The sequence below is a fragment of the Aromatoleum toluclasticum ATCC 700605 genome, from assembly GCF_000378245.1.
GTDB lineage: Bacteria > Pseudomonadota > Gammaproteobacteria > Burkholderiales > Rhodocyclaceae > Aromatoleum > Aromatoleum toluclasticum.
Genome location: NZ_KB899516.1, coordinates 26,393 through 52,584, shown reverse-complemented (window position 1 = coordinate 52,584; position 26,192 = coordinate 26,393). Strand labels below are relative to the sequence as shown.

General features: G+C 67.3%; 27 protein-coding genes. 12 read left to right on the top strand and 15 right to left on the bottom strand.

Features of this window, described 5'->3' with window-relative positions; translation table 11 throughout:
• From F464_RS31235 to F464_RS0126460, 3 genes are all read left to right on the top strand, one after another.
• On the top strand, positions 1-192 hold a 192-nt coding region (locus F464_RS31235), incomplete at its 5' end, for a hypothetical protein (RefSeq protein WP_232429040.1).
• Positions 193-471: 279 nt separating this feature from the next.
• A complete protein-coding gene (locus tag F464_RS0126465) occupies positions 472-1,581 on the top strand; it encodes an acyltransferase family protein (protein WP_157354220.1) in 1,110 nt (369 codons plus the stop codon).
• A 456-nt stretch (positions 1,582-2,037) separates the two neighbouring features.
• Positions 2,038-2,400: a hypothetical protein gene (locus F464_RS0126460; RefSeq protein WP_026296350.1), complete on the top strand. Its 363-nt coding sequence runs from the start codon at positions 2,038-2,040 to the stop codon at positions 2,398-2,400.
• Between the two features lie 167 nt (positions 2,401-2,567).
• Here the strand turns inward: F464_RS0126460 and F464_RS29670 are convergent, their stop codons facing one another.
• From F464_RS29670 to F464_RS0126445, 3 genes are all read right to left on the bottom strand, one after another.
• Positions 2,568-3,254, bottom strand: coding sequence for a hypothetical protein (locus F464_RS29670; protein ID WP_198292350.1), 687 nt, complete (start codon positions 3,252-3,254; stop codon positions 2,568-2,570).
• A gap of 420 nt (positions 3,255-3,674) precedes the next feature.
• A complete protein-coding gene (locus tag F464_RS0126450; RefSeq protein WP_026296349.1) occupies positions 3,675-3,914 on the bottom strand; it encodes a hypothetical protein in 240 nt (79 codons plus the stop codon).
• Positions 3,915-4,048: 134 nt separating this feature from the next.
• The gene (locus F464_RS0126445) at positions 4,049-4,462 is read right to left on the bottom strand and encodes a VOC family protein (RefSeq protein ID WP_018992887.1); all 414 of its coding nucleotides are present in this window, start codon (positions 4,460-4,462) and stop codon (positions 4,049-4,051) included.
• Here F464_RS0126445 and F464_RS0126440 point away from each other — a divergent pair.
• The 8 genes from F464_RS0126440 to F464_RS0126405 all read left to right on the top strand — a co-directional run bounded on the left by F464_RS0126440 (position 4,461) and on the right by F464_RS0126405 (position 9,815).
• Positions 4,461-4,934, top strand: coding sequence for a DUF1223 domain-containing protein (locus F464_RS0126440; RefSeq protein WP_018992886.1), 474 nt, complete (start codon positions 4,461-4,463; stop codon positions 4,932-4,934). The two genes, F464_RS0126445 and F464_RS0126440, sit on opposite strands and share 2 nt — an antisense overlap.
• Positions 4,931-5,557, top strand: a complete 627-nt coding sequence (locus F464_RS0126435) for a cytochrome b/b6 domain-containing protein (RefSeq protein WP_018992885.1) — start codon at positions 4,931-4,933, stop codon at positions 5,555-5,557. Before F464_RS0126440 ends, F464_RS0126435 begins: the two co-directional genes overlap by 4 nt.
• On the top strand, positions 5,554-6,315 hold the full coding sequence (locus tag F464_RS0126430) for a molybdopterin-dependent oxidoreductase (RefSeq protein WP_018992884.1): 762 nt from the start codon (positions 5,554-5,556) through the stop codon (positions 6,313-6,315). The genes F464_RS0126435 and F464_RS0126430 overlap by 4 nt, the downstream gene beginning before the upstream one ends.
• Before the next feature lie 38 nt (positions 6,316-6,353).
• Positions 6,354-6,647: a hypothetical protein gene (locus F464_RS0126425; RefSeq protein ID WP_018992883.1), complete on the top strand. Its 294-nt coding sequence runs from the start codon at positions 6,354-6,356 to the stop codon at positions 6,645-6,647.
• Positions 6,648-6,700: 53 nt separating this feature from the next.
• Complete coding sequence (locus F464_RS0126420; RefSeq protein WP_040395804.1) at positions 6,701-6,970, top strand: hypothetical protein; 270 nt, start codon at positions 6,701-6,703, stop codon at positions 6,968-6,970.
• Positions 6,971-7,006: 36 nt separating this feature from the next.
• Positions 7,007-7,867 (top strand): patatin-like phospholipase family protein, encoded by an 861-nt coding sequence (locus F464_RS0126415; protein WP_018992881.1) that lies wholly within the window; start codon positions 7,007-7,009, stop codon positions 7,865-7,867.
• Positions 7,868-8,036: 169 nt separating this feature from the next.
• Positions 8,037-9,047, top strand: coding sequence for an AI-2E family transporter (locus F464_RS0126410; protein WP_018992880.1), 1,011 nt, complete (start codon positions 8,037-8,039; stop codon positions 9,045-9,047).
• A gap of 99 nt (positions 9,048-9,146) precedes the next feature.
• Positions 9,147-9,815 carry an MOSC domain-containing protein gene (locus F464_RS0126405; RefSeq protein ID WP_018992879.1) on the top strand — a complete coding sequence of 223 codons (669 nt, stop codon included), beginning with the start codon at positions 9,147-9,149 and terminating at the stop codon, positions 9,813-9,815.
• Positions 9,816-9,824: 9 nt separating this feature from the next.
• Here the strand turns inward: F464_RS0126405 and F464_RS0126400 are convergent, their stop codons facing one another.
• The 12 genes from F464_RS0126400 to F464_RS0126345 form a co-directional block, all read right to left on the bottom strand.
• Entirely contained in the window at positions 9,825-10,436 is a 612-nt protein-coding gene (locus tag F464_RS0126400) for a hypothetical protein (protein ID WP_018992878.1), read from the bottom strand.
• Positions 10,437-10,631: 195 nt separating this feature from the next.
• Complete coding sequence (locus tag F464_RS0126395) at positions 10,632-12,527, bottom strand: hydrogenase maturation protein (RefSeq protein WP_018992877.1); 1,896 nt, start codon at positions 12,525-12,527, stop codon at positions 10,632-10,634.
• A gap of 7 nt (positions 12,528-12,534) precedes the next feature.
• The gene (hypE, locus tag F464_RS0126390) at positions 12,535-13,599 is read right to left on the bottom strand and encodes a hydrogenase expression/formation protein HypE (RefSeq protein WP_018992876.1); all 1,065 of its coding nucleotides are present in this window, start codon (positions 13,597-13,599) and stop codon (positions 12,535-12,537) included.
• Positions 13,596-14,747, bottom strand: coding sequence for a hydrogenase formation protein HypD (gene hypD, locus F464_RS0126385; protein WP_018992875.1), 1,152 nt, complete (start codon positions 14,745-14,747; stop codon positions 13,596-13,598). Before hypD ends, hypE begins: the two co-directional genes overlap by 4 nt.
• Complete coding sequence (locus tag F464_RS0126380) at positions 14,744-15,001, bottom strand: HypC/HybG/HupF family hydrogenase formation chaperone (protein ID WP_018992874.1); 258 nt, start codon at positions 14,999-15,001, stop codon at positions 14,744-14,746. Before F464_RS0126380 ends, hypD begins: the two co-directional genes overlap by 4 nt.
• Positions 15,002-15,004: 3 nt before the next feature.
• Positions 15,005-16,138, bottom strand: coding sequence for a Kae1-like domain-containing protein (locus F464_RS0126375; protein ID WP_051092369.1), 1,134 nt, complete (start codon positions 16,136-16,138; stop codon positions 15,005-15,007).
• Between the two features lie 5 nt (positions 16,139-16,143).
• On the bottom strand, positions 16,144-17,055 hold the full coding sequence (hypB, locus tag F464_RS0126370; RefSeq protein WP_018992872.1) for a hydrogenase nickel incorporation protein HypB: 912 nt from the start codon (positions 17,053-17,055) through the stop codon (positions 16,144-16,146).
• Positions 17,056-17,191: 136 nt separating this feature from the next.
• Positions 17,192-17,533, bottom strand: coding sequence for a hydrogenase maturation nickel metallochaperone HypA (hypA, locus tag F464_RS0126365; RefSeq protein ID WP_026296347.1), 342 nt, complete (start codon positions 17,531-17,533; stop codon positions 17,192-17,194).
• Positions 17,526-18,647: a hypothetical protein gene (locus F464_RS0126360; protein WP_018992870.1), complete on the bottom strand. Its 1,122-nt coding sequence runs from the start codon at positions 18,645-18,647 to the stop codon at positions 17,526-17,528. The genes hypA and F464_RS0126360 overlap by 8 nt, the downstream gene beginning before the upstream one ends.
• 191 nt (positions 18,648-18,838) lie before the next feature.
• Positions 18,839-21,010 carry a primosomal protein N' gene (locus F464_RS0126355; protein WP_018992869.1) on the bottom strand — a complete coding sequence of 724 codons (2,172 nt, stop codon included), beginning with the start codon at positions 21,008-21,010 and terminating at the stop codon, positions 18,839-18,841.
• A gap of 483 nt (positions 21,011-21,493) precedes the next feature.
• A complete protein-coding gene (gene hemE, locus F464_RS0126350) occupies positions 21,494-22,564 on the bottom strand; it encodes a uroporphyrinogen decarboxylase (RefSeq protein ID WP_018992868.1) in 1,071 nt (356 codons plus the stop codon).
• A gap of 219 nt (positions 22,565-22,783) precedes the next feature.
• Positions 22,784-24,874, bottom strand: a complete 2,091-nt coding sequence (locus F464_RS0126345; RefSeq protein ID WP_018992867.1) for an LTA synthase family protein — start codon at positions 24,872-24,874, stop codon at positions 22,784-22,786.
• Positions 24,875-25,146: 272 nt separating this feature from the next.
• On the opposite strand from F464_RS0126345, the gene F464_RS0126340 reads away from it, so the two are divergent.
• Entirely contained in the window at positions 25,147-26,115 is a 969-nt protein-coding gene (locus tag F464_RS0126340) for a Bug family tripartite tricarboxylate transporter substrate binding protein (protein ID WP_018992866.1), read from the top strand.
• Positions 26,116-26,192: the final 77 nt, after the last annotated feature.

Here is a 26,192-nt window from a genome sequence, read left to right as displayed (position 1 = left end):
GGTAAAGTCGGTCGGATTGACGCGATGGGCAGCGACGAAGCTGTCCGAGTTGAGCGTTTCAGCGATCTCGGCCAACATCTCGGCATGGAACTTGCAAAGTCATCTTCAATGTATCCTATTGATAATTCGAAACTTTGCATCTGGAATTTTACCATGCAGGTCGCCATGAGAATGCCGATCGTCTTAACTTAACGGCATTGGGTCTGTCCCCTATTTCTCTCTATTTCTCTCTAGAAGAGTTCAGGATTACCGATTAGCGACCCAGGATTTTCGGTAACCGGGCAACCGAATACGGGCAATCTTCGAACGATCCGCTTCTGCATTCTGCGTGGGTAGGGTATGGGCAGTTAGTTGTAAAAGTTGGAAAGCTCGCTTCTGCCCCGAGTCCGAGTTTAATAGAGTAAAGCCTTGTGGAGTGGTGCGCCGCCATGCATGGTTCGGCGCATGCTTCAACTCTGTAGGGCAGTCGGCATGAAAAGATTGGAACTGTTGGACTATGGAAGATTTTTTGCCGCGATCATTGTCGTCCTGTTTCATTACACGTTCAATGGCATCGCCAACGGCAAAATTACGTCCATTAGCCATATTGCAGAAGTGATTGACCTGAGCAAGTATGGCTACTTGGGGGTTGAACTCTTCTTCATGATCAGTGGTTACGTAATATTCTTTTCAGCACGATCCGGGACAGCCTCAAAATTTGCTGCTGGTCGGGCAGTCAGGCTGTATCCCGCTTATTGGTTCGCGGTGTTGTTTAGCTCATTCTTTGCCTTGCAGTGGGGCGGAGACTTGATGTCGGTTGCTCCGCGCCAGATAGTTGTCAACTTATCGATGCTGCAATCCTTTTTTGGGGTTCCGCACGTCGATGGGGTGTATTGGACGCTGGTCTATGAAATTACGTTCTACGGCGCGGTTCTCTTGCTGCTGTTGTTCGGGCTTCAAAGACACCTGCGCACCATATTCATGTTCTGGCCAGTATTGTTGCTCGCCTCCCTCGCGCTGGGAATGAATTCGCTGCCTTACCTGGGGGGGTATTACTGCTACTTTTCTGCGGGAGCGCTTTTTGCGGTTCTGAAGCAGCAATTTCGTTGGAGAGCGGTCTTCGGTCTGCTGGCTGTGTATGTGCTATGCGTCAAGTTTTCCGCCGGCGGCGCCGCGCATTTAACGGAAGTCAAGGGGGTTGAGTTCTCCCCCGTAGTTATCGCTTCCGTTGTTACGCTTTTCTTTGTTCTATTTGCTTATCAAAACACGCACAAGGGTGAGTCGCTAAAACTGCCCATGTCCAGGACGCTCGGAGCGCTTACGTATCCGATATATCTGATCCACGCGCATTTTGGATACATGGTTATCAGTCGGTTCGCGACGGAAGAAAATAAGATCGCAGTCTATGCATTAACCATCGCCATGGTTGTCGCCATCGCGTTGTTCGTACATAAGTTTGTCGAGCAACGCCTTTCAAGCGTCTGGAAGCGGTTGTTTACCGAAACCATTGGGCGGGTTGTGGATTTCCTTCAGGGAATGCTATTAAGAATGGGCGCGGCGTATAGCGTGTCATTCAGCCGGACGCCGCCTGGCGGCGGCTGATTCCGCTTGCCCGGAGGCCCCATCATGGTGCTCGGCCGGCAGTCATGCAGTAGCAACGTGCGCAGCGGATTGGCGCCGGCCGACCTGCAGACCTTCCTGCGTGGGTGAGCGGCGTTTCGGCGTGCAGCGGCCGGCGCGCGACGCTGGCCCGGTCATGTCCTAGGTTATCGTATGTTTTCAAATATTTAGATTGCCATAGGCGCCCACGGCGCGTATCGTATACGGCGCGATTTCCAGTAGTGTTGCTGTCCTGTTGGTCTAGTGTCCGCAGTTCTGCGGCGTCAATTCCCCCTTCTCAGTTCGCCTTCTTGATCTCGCCTCACCCAGAGGCTCTGCCCGGCATCATCAAGTAACGGCTTGGTCCCTCCCCGCACGCGGCGTGTCTGCCCGTGCACTTCATTTCGGCGTGGCCGCAGCGGCCAGGACCCGCCGTTTCAACACGACAAGGAGCACACCATGCTAAGCCCCATCCAGCGAACCGAACTCCGGACCTATTACTACACCCCTGTGCATTGCCCGTTCTGCGGCACGCGTGTCATGGGGGCCGACCCGGTTGACGAGACGCGCATTACCGCCTGCGCTCACACCTTGTTCATCGCCCATGACACGGCTTTCGAATACCGCTCCGAGCGTTTTGACCGCAACCTCGATCTCGACGGCCTGACCGAGAAGGAAGTCGAGGAGCGTTGGAGCGGCGCGGAAGGCGGTGTCGACGGCTTCACCAACCGGGTCACGCTGGCGGACGCCATCAAGGTTGCCGCCTACGCACCGGCCCCGTCCGCCTATGGCTCGTACTACGGGTTCGCGCCCACCGAGTGATCCGTGCCTTTGCGGTTGCCGTTCATTTCACGAGTGCCCTACTCGGCGAGCAACGGGAACTTGCTGAAGCGCGGAAAGTAGGGCGCGTCGCCCGAGAAAGGAAATAGGAGACGGACCACGATTTCCTCGCAGAAATAGGGGACAGGCCACGATTTCCTCGTGTCCGCTTACACAGCCTGGGACGCGCCACGGAGCGCACCCCCTCGCGTGACCGAGCCCTGCGCGCCCTCCAACGCGCCCGAACCTGCGCGGAAGAAATATCCGAGCCAGCTCACGATCCCCACGAACTTGGCGCTGTCCTCGTAGAGGTACGGGTTGATTCCCGCCGGATTCACGAGATCGAGGCCGACCGAGAGCGCGAACGCGGCGAACGCGATGGCGAGCAGGATGTAATCGGTCCGCAGGATCAGGCGCCGGAAACGGACCAGGTGGAACAGCACGAACGCTGCATAGGCCGCGAACACCCCCTTCTCGGGGACGCCGAGCGATGGGAAGAACTCCTCGTGCAGCAGGAACAGATCGTCGAAGGCGAGCACCACCGTGAGCAACCCCGACACGAGCAGGAAGCGTCGCTCCTCCCGCGCGTCCGATTGCGCCGCGAGTAGCCGCGCGCAGAAGAAGCAGATGGCCGCCGCACCGGCCCAGACGAAGATCCCGAGCTGCGAGAGGAAGCCGGTGTAGGCCGGCACGCCGGCGATGCTCGTCACGTCCGACGTCAGCAGATGGATCGGCACCCCTTTCCACACCCGCAACAGCAGCACGACCCCGATCGGGACCGCCGACGCCGCCGCGATCAGTGCAATGGCCGGCAAACGGGAGCGTAGCTGCGCCCGCAGGGACAATGGCGAGCTCATCGATTGCGTATCCATCGTTATTGCGAATGGCAGAACATCGATCATAACCAGCGCCCCGTCGCGTCCGACCGCGCGATTGAAACAAAAGATAGGCAACGGTGCGGAAAAACAGGAAGCAGACCACGATTTCCAACGGTCGGCCGAAGCACGGATTCGTCGGGCGGGAGGAGCGCAGCGCATCCCGCCACGCGGCGGTTGAGGTGACCCCGCCGTCCGGGACAAAAACGAAAAGCGGGGGACAGACCACGATTTCGCAAAGCTATATATGCGTCACCCTGAGTCCGCGCCCGCGCTACGCCCGGGAAATAGGCAATCGTGGTCTGTCCCCTATTTCCCCCAAGCGGAAGATCCAGGGGGCTTGTGGCTTGCCGCTGACCACTGGCACAAGCGCCAAGCCCTGACGCCTTGTAGTCTCTCGACTCAGATGCCGAGGATCTTCATCGCCTTGGCCAAGGTGTCGACGGATTCTTGATGCTTGCCGGCCTTGTGCAAGGCTTCGCCGTCGGCGCGCAGTTGCTTGACTTCACTCATCTGCGCATCGGTCAGCTTGGGACTGGCGGTGAGGGCGGCGTCGATCTTCTTCATGTCGGCGGGGCAGTGGAAGGCCAGGGCGCTGCCGGAGAACAGCGCGGCAAGGGCCAGGATGACGAGCTTTTTCATGGAAACCTCCTCGGGGTCAACGCGGACGAACATGCCTGCGTGTGAAGTGAACAACTCGCCGCAACGGTTTATTCCGAAGGGAATTCGGGGTCAGTCCGCGGAGTCGCCCATCAGCCACCCCGCACCGCCGTCGATCAAGCCACCGCCATCACCATCCAGGACACGCCGAACTGGTCGGCGACCATGCCGAAACTGGGTGACCAGAAGGTCTTCGCGAGCGGCATCCGGACCTGGCCGCCGTCGCTCAGCGCGGTGAAGACGCGCTCGGCCTCGGCGGCGTTCGCGACTGCCGCGGCGAGCGAAAAGCCCTGGAAGGCGGGCTGCCCGGTGCAGCGGCCGTCGGAGGCCATGACTTCGGTGTCGCCGATGCGCAGGTTGGCGTGCATGATCTTGTCCCCGGCGCCGGGCGGCAGCATGCCGGGCTGGTGCGGCTCGGGGCTTTCGCGGAAGCGCATCGTCATCGTGACCTCCGCACCGAGCACCTTGCGGTAGAACTCGAGCGCCTCTTCGCAACGACCGTCGAAAAACAGGTAGGGCTGGACTTTCATGGTTCGACTCCTCTCTGACATCGGCTGGAAGGACGCTTTCGCGCAGCCCGGTCTTACCGCGAGGCACGAGCAGCAGGCGCGCGCGGACATCGCCCTTTTTCTCGGACAAGTCGCGAACGGAAAACTATCCTTCAAGTTCACCGCCCGCCTGCGCCCCGCCCAAGCCGACGCCCCCGCCGGGATCTTCGTCGCACTGTTCGAGAACGGGCTGACGACGTCGGTAAAGGCCGGCGAGAACCGCGGTGCAACGCTGCATCACGATTTCGTCGTGCGCGAATGGATCGATCCGATCCCGGTTGCCGCAAGCGGTAGCACCGAACGGGCGATGAGCTTTTCCCTGCCCCCGGATCGGCCACCTGCGAATTCCGGCATCGCGGCATTCGTCCAGAATCCGCGCACTTTCGAAGTCGTGCAGGCCGTGGCCCGCCAGGTGTGCGGAGGAACGGAATTGCCTTCGAGGAGCTCACCGTGAACACCGAGCAACACTCGCCGTGGGTGCGGGTCCATCCGCTGGCCGTGCGCCTCACGCACTGGATCAACGTCGTCGCGATGCTGATCATGGTGACGAGCGGATGGCGCATCTACAACGCCTCGCCGATCTTCCCCTTCCGCATTCCGGGGGACATCACGCTCGGCGGCTGGCTGGGCGGGGCGCTGCAGTGGCACTTCGCCGCGATGTGGCTGCTGGCGGTGAACGGCCTCGTCTATCTCGCCTACGGCATCGTCTCCGGTCATTTCCGCCGCAAGTTCTGGCCGATCTCGCCTGCGGCGGTGATCGCCGATGTGCTGGCGGCGCTACGCGGCAAGCTGTCGCACGAGGACCTCTCGATCTACAACGCCGCCCAGCGCGCGGCCTACGCGACGCTGATCCTCGCCATCGTCGTGCTCGTGCTGTCCGGACTGGCGATCTGGAAGCCGGTGCAGCTGCAGGGCCTGGCCGCGCTGATGGGCGGCTACGAGGGGGCGCGCATCGTGCATTTCGTTGCGATGGCGCTCGCCGTGTTCATCGTCATCGTGCATGTCGCGATGGTCGCGCTGGTGCCACGCACGCTGCACAGCATGATCACCGGCAACGTTCGGAGGGTCCGCACATGAAACCGCGCATCGCGCCGGGCCAGGCTCTGGCCGCCATCCCGAAACGCAAGATCGAGAGCATCGAACGCCGCCTGTTCCTGCGCCGCGGCCTGTCGCTCGGCGCGCTGGCGATGCTCACCGGCTGCAACGTCACCGACCAGGAGAGCGTCGAGAAGGCGCTGATGGCGATGTCGCGCTGGAACGATCGCGTGCAGGGCTGGCTGTTCGATCCGACGCGGCTCGCGCCCGAATACGCGGAGTCGGCGATCACCGTGCCCTTCCCCTTCAACGCCTACTACGGCGAGGACGAGGCGCCCGAAATCGACGCCGACGACTACCGGCTCGAGCTCGGCGGCCTGATCCGCGACCGCAAGCCGTGGAGCCTGCCCGAACTGTACGCGCTGCCGCAGGTGTCGCAGGTCACGCGCCACATCTGCGTGGAAGGCTGGAGCGCGATCGGCAAGTGGAGCGGCACGCCCTTCCGCAGCTTCCTCGAACGGGTCGGCGCGGACACTACGGCGAAATTCGTCGGCTTCAAGTGCGACGACGATTACTACTCGAGCATCGACATGCCGACGGCGCTGCATCCGCAAACGATCCTCGCCTTCCGCTATGCCGACCAGATCCTGCCGGCGAAGTACGGTTTCCCGATGAAGCTGCGGGTACCGACCAAGCTCGGCTTCAAGAACCCGAAACACATCCGGGCCATCTTCGTCACCAACGAATACCCGGGTGGTTATTGGGAAGACCAGGGCTATAACTGGTTCAGTGGGTCCTGAGTTTTTGCCGCAGCACAACCACCACGACGGAGAAGACGATGAAAAAACTGCTTACCCTGCTGACCGCCGGCCTGATGTGCCTCGGATTCTCCAGCGCCTATGCCGCCGACGAAATGATGAAGAAGGACGACATGTCGAAGGACGGCATGATGATGAAGAAGGACGACATGTCCAAGGACGCGATGGGCAAGGACATGGCGAAAAAGCCGACGAAGAAGACCAAGGCGAAGAAAGACGAGATGAAGAAGGACGCCATGGGCAAGGGTGAAATGATGAAGGATGAGATGAAGAAGGACGGCATGGGGATGGGCAAGGACCCGATGACGAAGTAAGCCTTCGGCCGGCGCCTCGAGCTGCGCCGGCTCGCCCTGCTCCGGGATCGAAAATGTCGCACGCACGGAATTTGGCCCTGATCGGCGCCCTGGCCGTCGTTTGCGCGGCCGACACGGTCGACGCCGCCGACCTGTCGCCGGCCGCCTCGGTGCATGAGCTCAAGAAGAAGATGAAGATGGACGAGCCCATGGAAACGGGAATGATGAAGAAGGGGATGATGAAGGGCGACGTGAAGAAAGCCGCCGACCAGAAGGACCGCGCGCTGCAGCCGATGATGGAGCAGGAAGAGAAAACGATGCCGGCCGCGCCCCGCAAGCCGTAGCGGGGCGTTTCATACAACAGGCGGCGGGAGAATCGCATGGACAAGACCAGTCCCGTCAGAACGGCCTTCGTACTCGCCGGCGGCGGCAGCTTCGGCTCGATCCAGGTCGGCATGCTGCGTGCGCTCGTCGCCCACGGCGTGACCGCCGATCTGGTGGTGGGCACCTCGGTCGGCGCGATCAACGGGGCCTACTTCGCCGGCGACCCGACCGCGGCAGGCGTCGCGCGGCTGGAAGCGCTGTGGCGCAGTCTCAGGCGGCGCGACGTGTTCCCGCTGTCGCTGCCGCGCATCTGCGCCTTCTTCGCCCGCTCGCCGGCACTGGGCGATGCGAGCGGGCTGCGGCGCATCATCGAGCGCGAGTTGCCGTATCGCGAACTCGAAGCGGCGGCCATCCCGATCCACATCTGCGCGACCGAACTGCTGAGCGGCGGCTCGGTGTGCCTGTCGACGGGCTCCGCCGTCGACGCGATCCTCGCGAGTTCGGCCGTGCCGGCCGTGTTCCCGCCGGTAAACATCAAGGGCATCACGCTCATCGACGGCGCCATCGCCAACAACACGCCGATTACGATGGCGATCGAGTTGGGCGCCACGCGCCTGATCGTGCTGCCGACGGGCTTCGCCTGCGCACTGCAAAATCCGCCGACCAGCACCATCGCGAGCGCCTTGCACGCCCTCAACCTGCTGATCGCCCATCAGATGGTGCGCGAGCTCGCACTCATCGCGGGGCGCGCGAACGCCGTCACGGTGCCGCCGTTATGCCCGCTCGCCGTCTCCCCCTACGATTTTTCGCGCGCCGACCAACTGATCGAACGTGCGGCGAAGAGCACGATCGCCTGGCTCGAAGGCGGCGGCCTGGATGACCGCGCCATCCCGCACGCCTTGCTGCCGCACGGTTGACGGCAGCGCCGACGCATCGACCCCGGCCGGAGCAGGCCTGCTGCGGCTCCAGTGGACGAGACAGGGCGGGATGACGGTCGTCCGACGATTCTCCGCGCGTCCCACCCCTTGCCGGCTGCTATTCTGGCACCTCGCCCCGACGCCGGGGGCATGAAACGGGAATCATCCGATGCAGCTTCGCAGTCGCTCCGCCGTCGAATTCGCCAGCTTCGCCGTGATGGCGATGCTGGCCGCCTTCGTACTCTTGCACCACATGGTGGCGGCCCTGTTCGCGGGGATCCTGACCAGCCAGTTCATCACGCTGCTGGCGAACGGCATTTTCGGGCGCGTTTCACACAAGCACTCGAAGGCGCTGGCCGCGCTGGCGGTGCTCCTGGGCCTCTCGGGCATTGTCGCCGGGGCGGTGATGCTTGGGGTCTTCGCGACCAGGGGGATGAGCGGGGAATTCGGCAGCCTGCTCGAAAAAATGGCGGCGATCATCGCCAAGGCGGAAACGCTCCTGCCCGCGGTGGTCGTCGAGAACCTGCCGCGGAGCGCGGCGGATCTCAAGCAGGCGATGTCGGACGCGCTCAGGCACAACGCCGACCAGCTGGGCAATATCGGCAAGGGCACGGCGAGCACCGTGGTCCATGTCCTGCTGGCAGTGGTCATCGGCGCGATGGTGGCCTTCCATCGTTTTGTCGATGCCGCCAAAACGCGGCCGTTCGCGCAGGCGCTGCGCACACGCATCGGATACTTCACGCGTTCCGTCTCGAACGTCGTCTTCGCGCAGGCGCGGATTTCGGCGATCAACACGACCCTCACGGCGATCTATCTGGCGCTCGTCCTGCCCCTGCTCGGTCATCCGCTGCCCTACACGAAGACGATGATCGCGATCACCTTCCTCGCGGGCCTGCTGCCCGTGATCGGCAACCTCATCTCGAACACCGTCATCGTGGTGGTGAGCGCGGGGGCGGCCCCTATCGTCGCCGTCTGGTCGCTGGCCTTTCTGGTCCTCATTCACAAGCTCGAATATTTCATCAACGCGCGCATCGTGGGCTCGCGCATCAATGCGGCCGCGTGGGAGCTGCTGCTGGCGATGCTGATCATGGACACGCTGTTCGGCGTCGGCGGCCTGGTGCTCGCGCCCATCCTCTACGCCTACGCCAAGGCGGAACTGGCGGCCCGCGAGCTGCTCTGAACGGCATCGCCGCATGCAGGCGCGGATAGGGCGCTCGACGGTTCCGCAGCGGACACGGCGCCAGGTCACAACCGGGCAAGTCCGCAGTAGGATTGCGCCATGCACACCTCCATCGACCACGTATTCGTCGGCGCGCTGCGCCCGCTGCCGCCCGAAGGCCAACTGACTGGCATGTTCAAGCAGCCCGTCGACGGGCCCGTCGCCGTCACGGCCGAGGGACTCGCCGGCGACCGGCAGGCCGACCGGCGCTATCACGGCGGCACGGAGAAGGCCCTGCACCACTTCCCCGTCGAACATTACGCGCGCCTCGCACAGCGCTATCCCGAGCGCGCCGCCCTGCTGCAGGCGGGCGTGCTCGGGGAAAACCTGTCGACCCGCGGCTGGACGGAAGAGACGGTGTGCATCGGCGACCTGTTCCGCGCCGGCAGCGTCCTCGTCCAGCTGAGCCAGCCGCGCCGGCCATGCTGGAAGATCGACCATCGCCTCGACGCCGAGGGCGCTTCGCTGTTCGTCGCGCAGGAGGGCATCACCGGCTGGTACTACCGCGTGCGCGAAACCGGCACGATCGCGGCCGGCGACACCTTGGAACTGGTCGAGCGCCCCAACCCCGAACTCAGCGTCGCCGCCTACTGGCGCGCGACACAGGCGCACCGCCTCGACCCGGCGACGCTGCGCGCGATCGCGGCAGCAACCGGCCTCGCGCCCGAACAAGCCCGGCGGCTGGCCGAACGCGCCGCATGGCTGGAGAACAATCCTGCAGGTGGCTGAAGGGGGCGCTCACCCCACCGACGGAGTGGCGCTGTCGGGGAGGTGAATCGAATACAGCCCCCACGGGCAGGCGGCGAAGCGCTCGTTGAGGGGTTTCGCCGCCAGTGCCGGGATCCGGTCCGCGTCGAACACCGCCCACAGCGGGCCTAGACCACCCAGCGACAAGGGCACGCCGTCGATGTGGGTGGCGACGATGAAACCGAGCTCGCGCGCGTCGGCCCGCTTGAGCTCGACGCGGTAGCCGTCGAATGCGGCCAGCACCAGCGGCGCGTCGTCCGCGACCGGCGCACCGGCCGCCTCCAGCACGCGGTCGAAGGCGGGCCCGCGCAGCGCATGCGGCCGGGCGTCATATTCGAGCGTCGGGCGGATCTCGACGGCCGGCAGGGCGGCCAGCTCCGCGAAGGTGAAGGTCCGCGCCCGGGCGAAGACGAGGCCCTGCTTGTGCATCAACTGATCGAGCGCGGGATCGAGCGGGCCGCGGTTCGAGTGTGTGATGCCCCCCGATACGGTCAGGACGACGGGCCCGACGTTCGCAGCCGCAGCCTGAGCGGCTGCGGCGCGGGCAACGAGCGGCAACGCGGCAGCGCCCGCTGCGGCGCGAAGAAAGGCGCGCTTGTTCATGTGTTGTTCTCCTTGGACTGCTCTGTCGGGTCGCTGCAGTCTTGCCGCTGACCGGCGCACATGCAAGCTAAATCCGCCACGCCATTGCCCCACGCTGCCTCCCGACCCGTCCAAAAACTCAGCCACCCTCCTGTCGCGATGCGACGTCCGCCCCAGGGAGGATGAGCACCCCTTTCTGGCTGGGCGGGGGCGCTCTCATCCGGCTTCGGCCTCCGCCGGCACGCGCCAGCCAAGCTCGCGGTGGCGCGCGAGGTGGCGCGGAGTCCAGGATTGCGGACTCTTCATGACGAAGTGGTAGCGCGCGACGTGGTAGCTGGGGTCGAAGCCGTAGAAGTTGCGGCGCATCGCGGCGAGTTCCTCGTCACGGTACGCGGCGAGGGGCTTGGCGGCTTCGTCCGCGGCGCGGCGGGCGACCTTTGCGGCGATGCGCTCAATGAGCGCCGGCGCGGCGGCGAGTGCGGCGGCGTGGCGGGCGACTTCCGTCTCGAAGGTCGGCAGGTCGGCGCTGAGGGTGGCGTCGATGAGCTCTGCGGCACGAGCGTTACGCGCGAGGAGCGGCAGGCGGTTGGCCATGATGCGGCGCCCCGCGTCGGGGCCGACGCGGCGCGGCAGCAGGTAGCTCCAGTATTCGGAGCCGAACAGGTTGCCCATGTTCTTGTAGTGCGGGTTGAGCACGATGCCATCGCGCGCCCACACGAGGTCGGCCGCGAGCGCGAGGAAGCAGCCCCCTGCCCCGGCGTTGCCGCGCAGCGCGGCGACGGTGAGGCGGTCGGTGAGGGTGAGCAGCGCGAGGCAGACGTCGTTCATCGCGTTGATGTTGGCCCGGGATTCGTCCGCCGGCGAGGCCGCGGCCTCGATGCGGTTGAGGTGGATGCCGTTGGACCAGAAATCGCGCCCGCCTTCGAGGACGAGCACGCGGGTGGGGCGGCTGCGCGCGTACGCGATCGCGGCGGTGAGGCGCTCGCACTGGTCGGTCGCCATCGCGCCGTTGTAGAAGTCGAAGGCGAGGAAGCCGGTGGTGCCGTCGGGGCTTTCGCGGTAGCGCAGTTCGCTCCAGCGGGTGTCCGTGGCGTCGCGGTGCAGCGGGACGGCGAGTTCGGGCAGCGCGGCCGATTCGGCGGCGAAGGCGATCGTCGCGGGGAGCTTGAACGGATGGTCGTGGCCGGCGCGTTTGACGTGGCCGATCCAGATGGCGCCGTCGGTCGTCGCGCGCAGGAGTGCGTTGTCGCGGCGGGCGATGACGTCGCCGGGCGCAGCGGGGCCGCTTTCGTCGAGGGTCGCGGGGTGGGCGTCGAAGAGCTGGCAGGGGACGCCGAAGAGCGCGTCGGCGACGCCGGGAAAGCCGTCGGCGGCGCGGAGTTTTTGCAGGATGGTTTGCGTGCTGTCCCGCGTCCAGTCGATTTGTCGGTCGGCTTGCTTAATCAGCGGGCGTGCGATGCCGGACGCGGAGTGTGCGGAGCGGGGTGCGTAGGGCGGGAGGAGCGCAGCGTATCCTGCCATATCGGCGTTGGGGCGCGCACGCAACGTGGGTGTGGCGGCGCGGTTGCGAACTTCGGCCGTCGGCTCCTCCCGCCCCGCGTGGATGGCACCGTCGAGGAGTTCGGCGAGCGGGGTCGGCGACCATGTGCCGGCACGCCATGCGGGGATGTCCTGGATCGCCATGCGGACCGCCCGCAATGCCGCGGCCGTGACCTCGTTGCGATAGAGGCTCGCCTTCGTGCCCTCGCGCATCGGAAAACCGACGCTCGCCCACACCGGACCGGCATCCATCTCCGCTTCCGCCTGCAGCACGGTAACGCCCCACTCCGTCTCGCCGTTCATGATCGCCCAGTCCAGCGCCGACGGGCCGCGGTCGCCGACGATGCCCGGATGCACGATCAGCGTCAGGTGGCGCGACCAGATCGACTCGGGCACGGCGCGCTTGAGGAAGGGCGCGAGGATCAGGTCGGGACGGAACAACGCGACGGCTTCCTCGGAGACGCGATCGGCGATGTCGAACTCGACGGAGAGCTCGTGGCCGTCGGCGCGAAGTTCGGCGAAGAGGCGCTGCGTGAGGCTGTTGAAGCTGTGGGTGAGAAGGAGGATGCGCACGTCGCTCTCAGCAAATCCTTGGCAACTGCTCGCCCGACAGCCAATCCACCATGCGCCGCCCCCCAAAAGCGGTGCGGATCTGCACGAAGGCATTCGGGTCGGCCGTGACGGTACCGATGCGCGCCGCGCGTTCACCAAGAGAATGGGCGCGCATCGCGGCGAGCAGGCGCTCCGCATCCTCTTGCGGGCAGATCGCGATGAGCTTGCCTTCGTTGGCGACGTACAAGGGATCCAGGCCCAGCAGCTCGCACGCGGCGGCCACCTGAGGCTGGACGGGGATGGAGGCCTCGTCCAGCTCCATGCCGACACCGGACTGCGTCGCGATCTCGTTGAGCGTCGTCGCGAGCCCGCCGCGGGTGGGGTCGCGCAGCACGCGGATGGTCGGCACGGCGGCGAGCATCGCGGCGACGAGGCCATGCAGTGCAACGGTGTCGGAGACGATCTCGGAGTCGAAGGCGAGCGATTCGCGCTGCGCCATGATGGCCATGCCATGGTCGCCCAAGGAGCCGGAGACGAGGATCGCATCGCCGGGGCGCGCGTTGGCGCCGCCGATGTCGCGTCCGGCGGGCAGCGCGCCGACGCCGGTGGTCGTGATGAACACGCCGTCGCCCTTGCCCTGCTCGACGACCTTGGTGTCGCCGGTGACGACCGGCACGCCGGCTTCGCGCGACGCGTGCGCCATCGATTGCACGATGCGCGCGAGGTCCGCGAGCGGAAAGCCTTCCTCGAGGATGAAGCTCGCCGCGAGATACAGCGGGCGGGCGCCCATCACCGCGAGGTCGTTGATCGTGCCATGCACCGACAGGCAGCCGATGTCGCCGCCGGGGAAGAACAGCGGGCTGACGACGTGGGCGTCGGTCGCGACGACGAGGCGTTCGCCGGCCGCAGGCGCCGGCAGCACGGCCGCGTCGTCGCCGCGGTCGAGGTGCTCGTTGGCGAAGGCGGCGGCGAAGAGTTCGGAGATCAGCTGCGCCATCGCGCGCCCGCCCGCGCCGTGGCCCATGTCGACGCGGCCGTGCTTGAGGTCCAGCGGGCGCACATAGCCCTTCCTGATCGTTCCGGCGAAGCTCATGAGGCGGTCCCGGCGACGACCGGGACGTCCCGGAAGCGCCCGTAGTTGTAGTGCGCCGCGCAGGCGCCTTCGGACGACACCATGCACGAGCCCATCGGGTTCTCGGGCGTGCATGCGGTGCCGAACAGCTTGCAGTCGATGGGCGTCTTCACGCCGCGCAGGATCGCGCCGCATTCGCAGGCGCGGTGGTCGGGGACGGAGACGAATTCCAGGCCGAATTTCGCCTCGGCATCCCACGCGGCGAAGGGCGCGCGGATCTTCAGCGCCGAATACGGCACTTCGCGCAGTCCGCGCCATTCGAAGCTGCGGCGCAGCTCGAAGACTTCGGACACCAGCGCCTGCGCCTTGAGGTTGCCGTCCTCGGTGACGGCGCGCGTGAACTCGTTCTCGACCTCGGCGCGGCCTTCGTTCACCTGCCGGACCAGCATGCGGATCGCCTGCATCACGTCGAGCGGCTCGAAGCCGGCGATCACGACCGGTTTGCGGTATTCCTCGGCGAAGAAGGCGTAGGGGCGGCTGCCGATGATGGTCGAGACATGCGCGGGGCCGATGAAGCCGTCCAGCGGCACGGTGCCAAGCTCGCGCACTTCGGGCGATTCGAGGATCGTCAGGATCGCGGACGGCGTGAGCACGTGGTTGCACAGCACGCTGAAGTTCGCGAGCCCGAGCGCCTGCGCCTGGCGCAGCACCAGCGCAGTGGGCGGGGTCGTGGTCTCGAAGCCGATCGCGAAGAACACGACTTCACGCGCGGGGAGCTTCTGCGCCAGCGCGAGCGCGTCGGCCGCGGAATACACCATGCGGATGTCGGCGCCGCGCGCCTTGGCCTTCAAGAGCGACAGGCCGTCGGAGGCCGGCACGCGCAGGCAGTCGCCATAGGTGCAGATCGTCACGTCGGGACGGGAGAGCGCGAGGCGGATCGCCATGTCGATGCGGCCGATAGGCAGCACGCACACCGGGCAGCCGGGGCCGTGGATCATGCGCACGTTGGCGGGCAACAAATCCGTGACGCCGTAGCGCGAGATCGCGTGCGTGTGGCCGCCGCAGAATTCCATGAAGGCGTAGTCGCGGCCGGAATCGGCCTCGCGCGCGATGGCGTCGGCGAGTTTCGCGGCGAGCGCGCCGTCGCGGAATTCGTCGACGTATTTCACGCGGCGTCTTCTTCCGTCGCAGCGGCAAGCGCGGCCCCGCCGAGGCCCGCTTCGGCGAAGAGCGCGAGCGTCTGCTCGGCTTCCTCCTCGTCGAGTTTCGCCAGCGCGTAGCCGACATGCACGATCACGTAGTCGCCGACCTCGGCCCCGTCGACCAGCGCGAGCGAGATCTCCTTGCGCACGCCGCCGAGGTCGACGCGACAGGCGTCTCCGGGGAGCAGTTCGACGATGCGGGCGGGGATGGCGAGGCACATGGGTCAGATTCCGTGATTCAGATGGTGTAGCGCCACCCACACTTGGCCGAGCGCGAGGCCGGCGTCGCCGGGCGACAGGCGCTGCGCTTCGAGCACGGTGAGGCCGCGCGCGCGCAGGCGGGCGGCGAGGCGCTGCGACAGGATGCGGTTGTGCAGGCAGCCGCCGGACAGCGCGACGACGTCGAGGCCGTTGTCCGCGACTGCGCGGGCGACCCATTCGTCCAGCGCGGCGGCGAGCGTGATGTGGAAGCGCGCGGCGCCGCGGGCAAGGTCAGGCTCGTCGGCGAGCGAGGCGAGGAGGGGCAGCAGGTCGAGGCGCCCTGCCCCATCCATCGTCCAGCCGGCGGGCTCGGCGGGAAGTTCGCCGATTCGATCGAGATATTCGGCCGCCGCGTGCTCCAGCGCGATCGCCGCCTCCGCCTCGACGCGCATCACCGGGCACAGGCCCAGCAGCCCCGCCGCGGCGTCGAACACGCGACCGAGGCTGGAGGTCGGCGGACACAGCGCGGCGCGATTCAGCAGTTGTGCAAGCATGGGCGCGGCCGGCTGCGCGGCGAAGCGCGTCGCGATCTCGTCGGCGCGGCCGAGGCGGTGCAGCACGGCCGCCGCCATGCGCCACGGTTCGCGCGCGGCGCGGTCGCCGCCGGCCAGCGGCAGCGGCGCGAGGTGGCCGAGGCGCTCGAAGGACGCGCCCTCGACCCGCAGCAATTCCCCGCCCCAGGCCGTGCCGTCCGTGCCCAGGCCGACACCGTCGAGGGCTAGGCCCAAGGCCGGGCCGCGGTGCCCGTGCTCCGCCAGCACCGCGGCGACGTGCGCGTGATGGTGCTGCACGGCGATCGCCGGCACGCCCAAGCGATCCGCCAGCTCCACGGCGCGGCGGCTGGAATGGAAGTCGGGGTGCAGGTCGTGCGCGACGGCGGCGGGCGGGCCGGATGCGAGCAGCGCGTCGGCCAGCGCGTCCATGCGGGCGCAGGCTTCGGGGCTGTCGAGGTCGCCGACCGTGTCGCCCATCAGCGCGACGCCGTCCTGCACGCGGCACAGCGCGTTCTTGAACCACGCGCCGAAGGCGAGCACCGGCGGGCCGTCGAGCGCGAGCGGGACCGACGCGGCGAAAGGCGGGAGGTCGGCAGCATTCATGGGAGTCAGCCCGGGCAGGCCGTCCGGCGAGCGGCCCGCGCCTTCGCCATCCCCCGCTCCAGCCACGCGAGCCATTCCGCGATGCCCTCGCCGCTGGTCGCCGAGGTCCGGATCACTTCGATCGCCGGATTCACACGGCGCGCGTAGGCGATCGCGCGCTCGACGTCGAAGGAGAGATACGGCAGCAGGTCGACCTTGTTCAGCAGCATCAGGTCGGCCGCGGCGAACATGTCTGGGTACTTCAAGGGCTTGTCCTCGCCCTCGGTCACCGACAGGATCGCGACCTTGTGCGCCTCGCCGAGATCGAAGGCCGCCGGGCACACGAGGTTGCCGACGTTCTCGATCAGCAGCAGGCTGTCGTCGGCGAGCTGCAGCTCCGCGAGCGCGCGCGCGACCATGTCGGCATCCAGATGGCAACCCTTGCCGGTGTTGATCTGCAGCGCCGGCACGCCGGTCGCGCGGATGCGCTCGGCATCGAATTCGGTCTGCTGGTCGCCTTCGATCACCGCCGCGGGAATGCGGCCGGCGAGCTCACGCAGCGTGCGCACGAGCAGCGTCGTCTTGCCCGAGCCTGGGCTGGACACGAGGTTCAGCGCGAAGATGCCGCGCGCGGCGAGCGCCCGCCGGTTCTCGCCCGCACGGGCGTCATTCTTGCCGAGGATGTCGCGCTCGATCTTCACCATCTGCGATTGCGTGAGGCCGGGGGCGTGCGCATGCGCGGGGCCGGCACCGAAGTGCAGGTGGTGGTCGACGGCGTGGATGTGTTCGGATTCGGCTGGACTCGCGTCCGGCGCGGACGCTTGCCCCGCGACCGCCTTCCACCCGCGCGTCGCACCCTGCTTCGGGCGCGCGCGCGTCGAAAACCCCGCACCGCCGATGTTCACTTCGCCTGCACCGCAACCACATACCGTGCACATGCCCTGCTCCGTCCTCTCGTTTCCTGCACGAACCGTAGGGCGGGAGGGGCCGAAGGCCTATCCCGCCAATCCCTCCGTCGGAGGCCGCTCCACCGCCGCATGGCGGGATGCGCTCCTCCCGCCCAATATTTCTACTTCACTCGACCTCGATTTCCTTGACGTGCATCTCCATTCCGCCGGTCGGCCTGACCTGGTAAGCACCGCACTCGGGACACGCGTCGTAGCGCTGCGCGAGCGGCACGCTGCGGTCGCAGGCGAGGCACCAGCCCGTCCCGGGCACCGCGTCGATTTCGAGCGCCGCCCCGTCCGCAATCGAATCGCGCAGCACCACGTCGAGGCAGAAACGCAGCGCCTCGGCCTCCACCGAGGACAGCTCCCCGATCTCCAGCACCACGGTCTTCACGCGCTTCGCCCCCTGCGCGTGCGCGGCGTCCTCGACGATGCCGCGCACGCTCTCGGCGAGCGACATCTCATGCACCGGGCAAATCCTCGAACGCGATCTCGTAGTCGGCGCACGGGTCCAGCGACAGCGCGAGCGCCCTCAGGCGCAGCAGCGCGGCCTCGTCCGAGTCCGCCTCCCAGCCGCAGCCTTCGCGCACGAACGGGCCGTCGGCGTGGAAGTTCCACTCGGTCGGCGCGATGATCGCGTACTCGGCGATGCGATCCCCGTCGAGGCGCACCGCGTGCATCAGCAGCCCGCGCGCGGTCTCGACGCAGGCCAGGCCGGCGTTTTCGCCCAGCGGCGCGGCATCGACCAGCACCGGCATGTCGGACGCGAGCGGATGGCGCAGGCGGCTCGCGCAGTCCGACAGGTCGACCACGCGCGCGAACAACCGCGCGGCGATGCGGTGGCGGTGTGCGAGGAGGTTGTGCACCATCATCGAGCCGGCATGGCGCGCGAGCACGCCCGTCTCGTGCGCACGGCCGAACAGCACGGGCGCGGCGCAGAACGCGGCCGACGGCACGCCGCCCAGTTCGCGCGCCCACGCACCCGCGGCGAGCGCCGGCAGCAGCGGCACGGCCTCGCCCTCGGGCGTCGAGGAACCCATCTCGATCAGGTCCGCGAGCGCGGCGCCGACCGAACCGCCGCGCCGCGCGCGTTCGACGAATTCGCGCAGGCCGCTGGGTTCGCGGGCCGCACGAAAGAAGCCGGTGAGGAGTTCGACGACGACGAGGTCGAGCAGGTCGCCGCCCAGTTCGTAGGCGGCGCGCGCGTCGTCGAGTTTCGCCAGGCAGCGATCCAGTTCGGCGAAGCGCTCGCTGCGTGGCGGATGGCCGAACAGGGCCGGCCATTCGAGCATCAGGCGCCCGAGGTGCTCCTGCACGCATTCGGTCGCGAGCGTGCGTTCCTCGGCCCACGCTTCGGCGCGGACGAGATTCGGCGCCCCGGCCGCGACGCAGGCCGCGGTCGCCGCGATGCCCTGCGCGCGCACGCACCGGTCGAAGAGCGTCGGGATAAGCGCGAGCGCTTCATCGACACTGCGGCCCACGAGCGCCGATGCGACCTGCGGCCGGGCGTTGTCCACCCGCACGCCACTGATGCGGCGGCCATCGCGGATCACGCGCAGGCGCAACTTCCCGTCGGGCCTCATGCCAGGCCTGCGCGAGCGGGCATCGCCGCGCCGATCGCGGCTAAGGGCAGCCTTCCGTGAACCATGCCTTCTCCTTGCGTCGCCCGATCCGTGACGGCGAGTGCGTTCAGGCCGGCCGCAGCTGCGCCGGAACAGGATCCGGGCGATGATAGGCGCAGACGCCCGGGCACGGAAGCCTCGTGCGCCGCCTCTCACACCTCCAGCGGATCGACGTCCAGTTGCCAGCGCAGCTCGCGCGACGTGCGTTGCGCGCGCAGCACCTCGATCCAGGCGCCGATGAAGCCCTGCAACGGCGCGCGCTCGTCGGCCTCGACCAGCAGCTGGGCGCGTTCGCGCCGCGCGAGGCGCGTGAGGCGCATCGGCACCGCATCGAACACCCGCAGGCCCGCGGGCGCCATCTCCTGCGCGAGGCGGCGCGCGTGGGCGAGGAACTGCATCGCGTCGTCGAGCATCGGCGCGTCGGCGCGCAGCATCGCCTGGAAGGTGAAGGGCGGGAAACCCGCGGCGCGGCGCTCGTCCAGCGCGCTCGCGGCGAAGGCGTCGAAGTCGTGCTTCACGAGGCAGCGGTACAGCGGATGATCGGGGTACTCGGTCTGCACCAGCACCTCGCCCGGCAGGTGCGCGCGCCCCGCCCGCCCGCCGACCTGCATCAGCTGCTGGAACAGGCGCTCGGGCGCGCGGAAGTCCGCCGCGTGCAGCGAGGCGTCGGCGCCGATCACGCCGACCAGCGTGAGCTGGGGGAAGTCGTGCCCCTTGGCCATCATCTGCGTGCCGACGAGGATGTCGGCCTCGCCGCTGGCGATCTGCGCGAGCAGGCTTTCCCACTGGCTGCGCGTGCGCGCCGAGTCGCGGTCGACGCGCAGCACGCGCGCTTCCGGGAAGAGCTCGGCGAGGCGTGCCTCGACGCGCTGCGTGCCGCGGCCGAAGGGCTGGATGTCCTGGTTGTTGCACACCGGGCAGTGGTGCGGCACTTCGGTGTCGCAGCCGCAGTGGTGGCAGCGCAGGCGGCGGTCCGCGAGATGCACGACGAGGTTGGCCGAGCAATGCGGGCATTGGCTCACCCAGCCGCAGGCGGGGCAGGACAGCACCGGCGCGTAGCCGCGGCGGTTGAGGAAGACCAGGCTCTGCTCGCCGCGCGCGAGCCGTTCGCCGATCGCGGTCTTGAGCTGCGGGCTGAGGCCCTCGTCGAGCTTCATGCGCCGTATGTCGATGCGGCGCACCGCCGGCAGCGTGCTCGCAAGCGCGCGCGCGTCGAGGCGCAGGCTGCGGTAGCGCGCGTGGCGCGCATGCTGCCAGCTCTCCAGCGAAGGCGTCGCGGAACCGAGCACCACCGGCACCTTGCGCTGGTGCGCACGCCATACCGCGACGTCGCGCGCCGAGTAGCGCACGCCTTCCTGCTGCTTGTAGGACGCGTCGTGCTCCTCGTCGACCAGGATCAGGCCAAGGCGCGGCAGCGGCGCGAACACCGACAGGCGCGTGCCCAGAACGATGTCGGCGCGGCCTTCGAGCGCCTGCACGAAGCCGCGCGAGCGCGCCCCTTCGGCGAGCGCCGAATGCAGGCTCACCACGCAGGCGGCGGGGAAGCGGTTCGCGACACGCGATTCGAGCTGCGGCGTGAGCGCGATCTCGGGCACCAGCATCAGCACCTGCTGCCCGGCGGCGAGCGCACGCTCGGCCAGACGCAGATACACCTCGGTCTTGCCGCTGCCGGTGACGCCCTGCAGCAGCCAGGGCGCGAAGCCTTCGGGCGCCGCCGAGACCGCCTCGACCGCGGCGCGCTGCTCGTCGGTGAGCTCGGGACGGTTCGCCGCCGGCATCGCCGGGTCCGCGCCGCGCACCGCGACGACCCAGCCGCGCTTCATCGCGTCGGCGAGCGCCGCGCCGGCCGGCAGCTCGCGCGCGGCGCTGCGGCGGATCACGCCGGCCGCGCGCAGCTCGCCGAGCAGGGCCAGCGCCCGGCTCGCCCGGCGTGCCTCCGCCAGCGCCGCGTGCCCTGCCTCGCTCAGGTCCACCAGGGGATCGCTCTCGCGGTCGCTCACCGCATCGGCGCGGCGCAGGCCGGGCGGCAGCGCGAGCGCCACCACTTCGCCGAGCGGCGCGTGGTAATAGCGCGCGACGAAGGCGACGAGGTCCAGCCAGTCCGCCGGCAGGGGGGCGACCTCGCGCTGGATGTGACGCACCGTCTTGAGGCGTGCGGGCTCGACCTCGGATTCCGCGACCAGCGCGACGATCAGGCCGCTCTTTTCGCCCCGTCCGAAGGGCACCCGCACGCAGCGGCCGACATCCTCATCGCATGCGTCTTGCGATGAATAATCAAAGAGTTGCGGCAGCGGGACGGGCAGCGCGACGCGGACGATGGGCATTCGGATCTGGTGCTTTTAGCGTGTTTTATTTAAAAATCAGATATTTACGGATGATTGTTAAATTCGTTGTGCGGAACGGAGAGTAAATCTTTGCCGCGAAACCCTTACGGGGCTTGTCCACAAATCCTGTGGATAACTTTGTTGATAGCGTGGGTGAAACCCGGTCAACCCGGCGCCCCATCTGCCTTTCTGTCACTTTGCCTTAACAGTAGGCAAAATTTTATTCATTAATTTTCAATCACTTATGATATTTGGTGAATAAGCCCCAATTCCATGCAGCATTTGGCTTCAAGCCAGGCCTGTTGTGCATAAGTCAAGCGGTCAACGCATCTTTTTCCGCTTGACAAGGGCGATACGGCGACCTCCGGCTGCACGCCCGCAGCGGTGCGGTGCCGTCGCGACGATTTCGCACCCTGAAAAGGGAACCCCGGCGGGGTGCGCACTGCGCGTCCCGGCCGGGGTTCAGGTACTGCCGCAGGTCGCTCAGGCGCCGGCGCGGATCTTGCGGCTGTGCTCGTGCACGGTGTCGACCAGCACGGACACCGATTCCGGCGGCGTGAATTGCGAGATACCGTGGCCGAGGTTGAAGACGTGGCCGGGGTGGTTGCCGAAGGAATCGAGCACGCGCTTCGTTTCGCGCGCGACGGCTTCGGGCGGCGCGAACAGCACGTTGGGGTCGAGGTTGCCCTGCAGCGCGACCTTGTCGCCGACGAGCTTGCGCGCGCGGCCGATGTCCATGGTCCAGTCGAGGCCCACGGCGTCGCAGCCGATATCGGCGATGCTCTCGACCCACAGGCCGCCGCCCTTGGTGAACACGATGTTGGGCACGCGCTCGCCGTCACGCTCCTTGATCAGGCCGTCGACGACGCGCTTCAGGTAGGGCAGCGAGAACTCGTGGTAGGCCGCTTCCGACAGCACGCCGCCCCAGGAGTCGAACACCATCGCGGCCTGCGCGCCGGACTCGATCTGCGCATTGAGGTAGGCGACGACGGAATCGGCCGTGACCGACAGGATGTGGTGCAGCAGGTCGGGGCGCGAGTAGGCCATCGCCTTGACCTTGCGGTAGTCGTCCGACGAGCCGCCTTCGACCATGTAGCAGGCGAGCGTCCACGGGCTGCCGGAGAAGCCGATCAGCGGCACGCTGCCATTGAGCGCGCGGCGGATCTCGGCGACTGCGTCCATCACGTACTGCAGCTCGGCGTGCGGATCGGGGATCGCGAGGTTGCGGATCTCCCACTCGTCGCGCAGCGGGCGCTCGAAGCGCGGCCCCTCGCCTTCGGCGAAGTACAGGCCCAGGCCCATCGCGTCCGGCACGGTGAGGATGTCGGAGAACAGGATCGCGGCGTCGAGGTCGTAGCGCGCGAGCGGCTGCAGCGTGACCTCGCAGGCCAGCGTCGGGCTCTTGCACAGGTTCAGGAAGCTGCCGGCGCGCTTGCGGGTCTCGCAGTACTCGGGCAGGTAGCGCCCCGCCTGACGCATCAGCCACAGCGGCGTGTAGTCGGTCGGCTGGCGCAGCAGGGCGCGCAGGAAAGTGTCGTTCTGCAGGCGGGTCACGGCTTGGTCCTCAAATCTGCCCGATGCGGGCGCAAACCGTAATTATCGCCGTTTTTCAGCCGTCATGCCGAACGCGGCGGCGGATCGGGCCATTTGCCCCGGCACTGGCACGATCAGACGCCGCAGGCTGCGCTGCGGCATCGCGCTCACCTTCCCGGGTCCGGCCGGGGCGGGCGGAACGACCGGATGATTCCGGCCCGATCCGCTCCGGCGTTTCCCTCAGTTCTTGTCGGGCATGCCGTCCCGGACGCCGGCCGTATTGTCGAGCAGGCTCTTCGTCGCGCTCTGGAGGAAGGCGTCGAGGTCTCTCTGCAGCTGCGGGTCGCTGTCGCCCGGGATGCGTTCCGCCTTCGGGTCCGCACCCAGGCGATAGCGGTACAGGCGCGGCGCGAAGCCCTTCGGCTGCACGAGGATGCGGTCGTCGCCGACGACGGCAACCGTCTGGTCGCCACCGGAGGGTTTGATCACGCCGATACCCCGGTCGCCGGCCGGCAGGTTGAGCAGGTCGCGGCCCCAGCACTGGTGACGCGCTTCGCCGCCGAGGCGGCCGATGATGGTCGGCACGATGTCGATCTGCGTACCGACCGTGTGGCGGACCGCGCCAAACTTGCCCTGGATGCCGGGCGCGATCATCAGCAGGGGCACGTTGAAGCGGAACAGGTCCATCTCGGTCAGCTGGTCGTCGCTGCCGAAGCCGTGATCGCCGACGATGACGAACAAGGTGTCCTTGAAGTAGCGCGACTTGCGCGCCTTCTCGAAGAACTGCCCGAGCGCCCAGTCGGAGTAGCGCATGGCGGTCAGGTGCTCGTCCAGCGTGCCGTGCCCCGTGACGCGCTCGACCGGGAGTTTCGCGGGCAGCGCATACGGGGTGTGGTTCGAGAGGGTCTGCAGCAGCGCGTAGAAGGGTTTGTCGCCGTAGTTCTTGTCCAGCTCGGCGACGGCGCGATCGAACATGTCCTGGTCGGACACGCCCCAGGTCGGGTCCATGTAGACCGGAGCGACGAAGTCTTCGCGCCCGATGAAAGTCGTCATGCCCTGGTTGCTGAAGAAGCCCGACTGGTTATCCCACTGGAAGTTGCCGTTGTATACGTAGAGATCGTCATAGCCGCGCGCACTGAGCAGCTGCGGCAGGCCCGAGAACTTGTGGGCGCCCTCGGGCGTGCGCATGAGGTATTCGAAGCTCGGCAGGTTGGGGAAACACGCCATGGTCGCGAACATGCCCTGGTGCGTGTGCGTTCCGTTCGAGAAGAAGCGGTCGAACAGCAGTCCTTCCTTCGCCAGCTTGTCGAAATAGGGCGTGATCCCGGCCGGGCTGCCCAGCGCGCCGACGTAATGGCCGGCGAAGCTTTCCATCAGGATCACGACGACGTTCTTCACCGGGAGCGTGCCTTCGACCGGCGGCGTGAAATCGCGGCGGATCGCGGCCTTGTCCGGCGACACGAGGCGGTCGTAGGGCGTCAGCAGCATCTCGCGCACGGCCTGCAGCGCCTCCGGGTCGGGCATGGTGGGCTTCCACGCGTTGTCGCGGTGGGAGGAGAAGCTGTTGCGGGCGGCATCGATCAGCGTAAGGGTGCCGTTGAGACCGAGCTGGTTGGCGAACATCGAATCCGTCGTGTAGGCATCGCCCCAGCGCAGAGGGGGGCCCTGGCGCAGGTTGCCGCGTGCGGCGGTGACCGCGAGGAGCAGGCAGACGACGAACACCGGGATGCGCCGCGACCAGCGCGGCGGGCTCGCGGGCCGCCCGGCGCGAGCCGCCGTCGCGGGGGCAGGTCCGCTGAACCGGTCGAGGGCGCGGAACAGCCTGTGCAGCAGCCAGGTGGCAAGCGCCCAGGCGAGCAGATAGCGGCCGACCGGAAAGCCGTGCCACAGCATGCTCGCGACCGTGCCGAGGTCTTCCTGGAAATACTGGAACACGAGGCTGTTCAGGCGCTGGTGGAACTCGCGGTAGAAGTCGAGTTCGCTAAGGCCGAGGAAAAGCGTCACGCTGGCGACCGCCGTGAGCCACAGGCGATGCAGGCCGCGCGCCGCCATGGCACGCGCGCTGAGCAGCGAAAGCAGCAGCGGCGTGCAGGCGAACACGACCACGCGCAGGTCGAAACGGACGCCGTTGTAGAAGGCTTCGAGCAGGGCCGCCGTCGAACTCGTCGCGATCAGCTCGCGGTTGTATGCGAGCAGCGCCCCCCGGAGCAGCGTGTACAGCACCAGCAGGGCCAGCGCGCAGGAAAAGGTGAAGATCAGGTGCTGCCTGATCGTGGGGGCTGTCCCACGGCAGGGAATCTGGTCGGAGGGCAGGGCGTTTGTGGCGTTCATGCAGACAGGCATCCAATCGGTGGGCGTGCGCTTGCGGATCGGGTGCGCGCGTCCGGCCCCCTCTCCGCGGCGGCTATCACGGTCGTCCGTGGCCGGCTCGCCATTGAAGTCGCCGAACTCTATCCGAGCGGGCGTGAAAAAATTGTGAGTTGCCGATCTGAAGTCCGGCGCGGCACTGAAAGCGAATCGAAAGCCCTCCTCCCTACTGTGCGCATCAAGCCGGCGCCCGCTCGCGTCGGGCTCGACGACATCCACATCCGGAGGAGACTGAAATGCTCAAGAAATCCGTACTCGCCCTCGCCGCCTGCGTGCTCGCCGGCAGCGCCTTCGCCGCTCCCGAAAAACCCGAGTGCATCGCCCCGGCCAAGCCCGGCGGCGGTTTCGACCTGACCTGCAAGCTGGTGCAGAGCGCGCTGCAGAACGGCAAATACCTCGACGCGCCGATGCGCGTCACCTACATGCCCGGCGGCATCGGCGCGGTCGCGTACAACACCGTGATTGCCAACCGCCCGGCCGAAGGCGGCACCGTCGTCGCGTTCTCGGGCGGCTCCATCCTCAACCTCGCGCTGGGCAAGTTCGGCAAATACACCGAGAAGGACGTGAAGTGGGTTGCCGCGGTCGGTGCCGACTACGGCGCGGTGATCGTGCGCGCGGACTCGCCTTACCAAAACCTCAAGGACCTGATCGAAGCGACCCGCGCGAACCCCGGCAAGATCGTCTACGGCGCGGGCGGCTCGGTCGGCAGCCAGGACTGGATGAAGTCCGCGCTGATCGCGCGCGAGGCCGGCGTCAATTACAAGAACATGCGCTACGTCGCCTTCGAAGGCGGCGGCGAGGCGATGACCGCGCTGATGGGCGGGCACGTCCAGGCCTACACCGGCGACGCGTCCGAAGTCGCCGCGCACCTCAAGGGCGGTCGCGTGCGCGTGCTCGCGGTGCTGTCGCCCGAGCGCCTGCCGGGCGAGCTGACCGCGATCCCGACCGCGATCGAGCAGGGCTACAAGGTCGAGTGGACGATCGCGCGCGGTTACTACGTCGGGCCCAAGGTGTCGGACGCCGATTACCGCTGGTGGCTCGGGTCCTTCGACAAGATGCTGGGATCGCCCGAGTTCGACAAGCTGCGTGCCGAGCGCGGGCTGTTCCCGTTCAACCTGACGGGCGACAAGCTCGCCGACTACGTCGGCAAGGAAGTGAAGCGCTACACGCTGCTGGCGCAGGAATTCGGCCTCGCCGGCCAGTAATCCACGCCATTGACCCGGCATCTGAAAACCGTTCGGGCGAACCGATGTATTCGCTTGCCGCTTTGACAACACCCGCG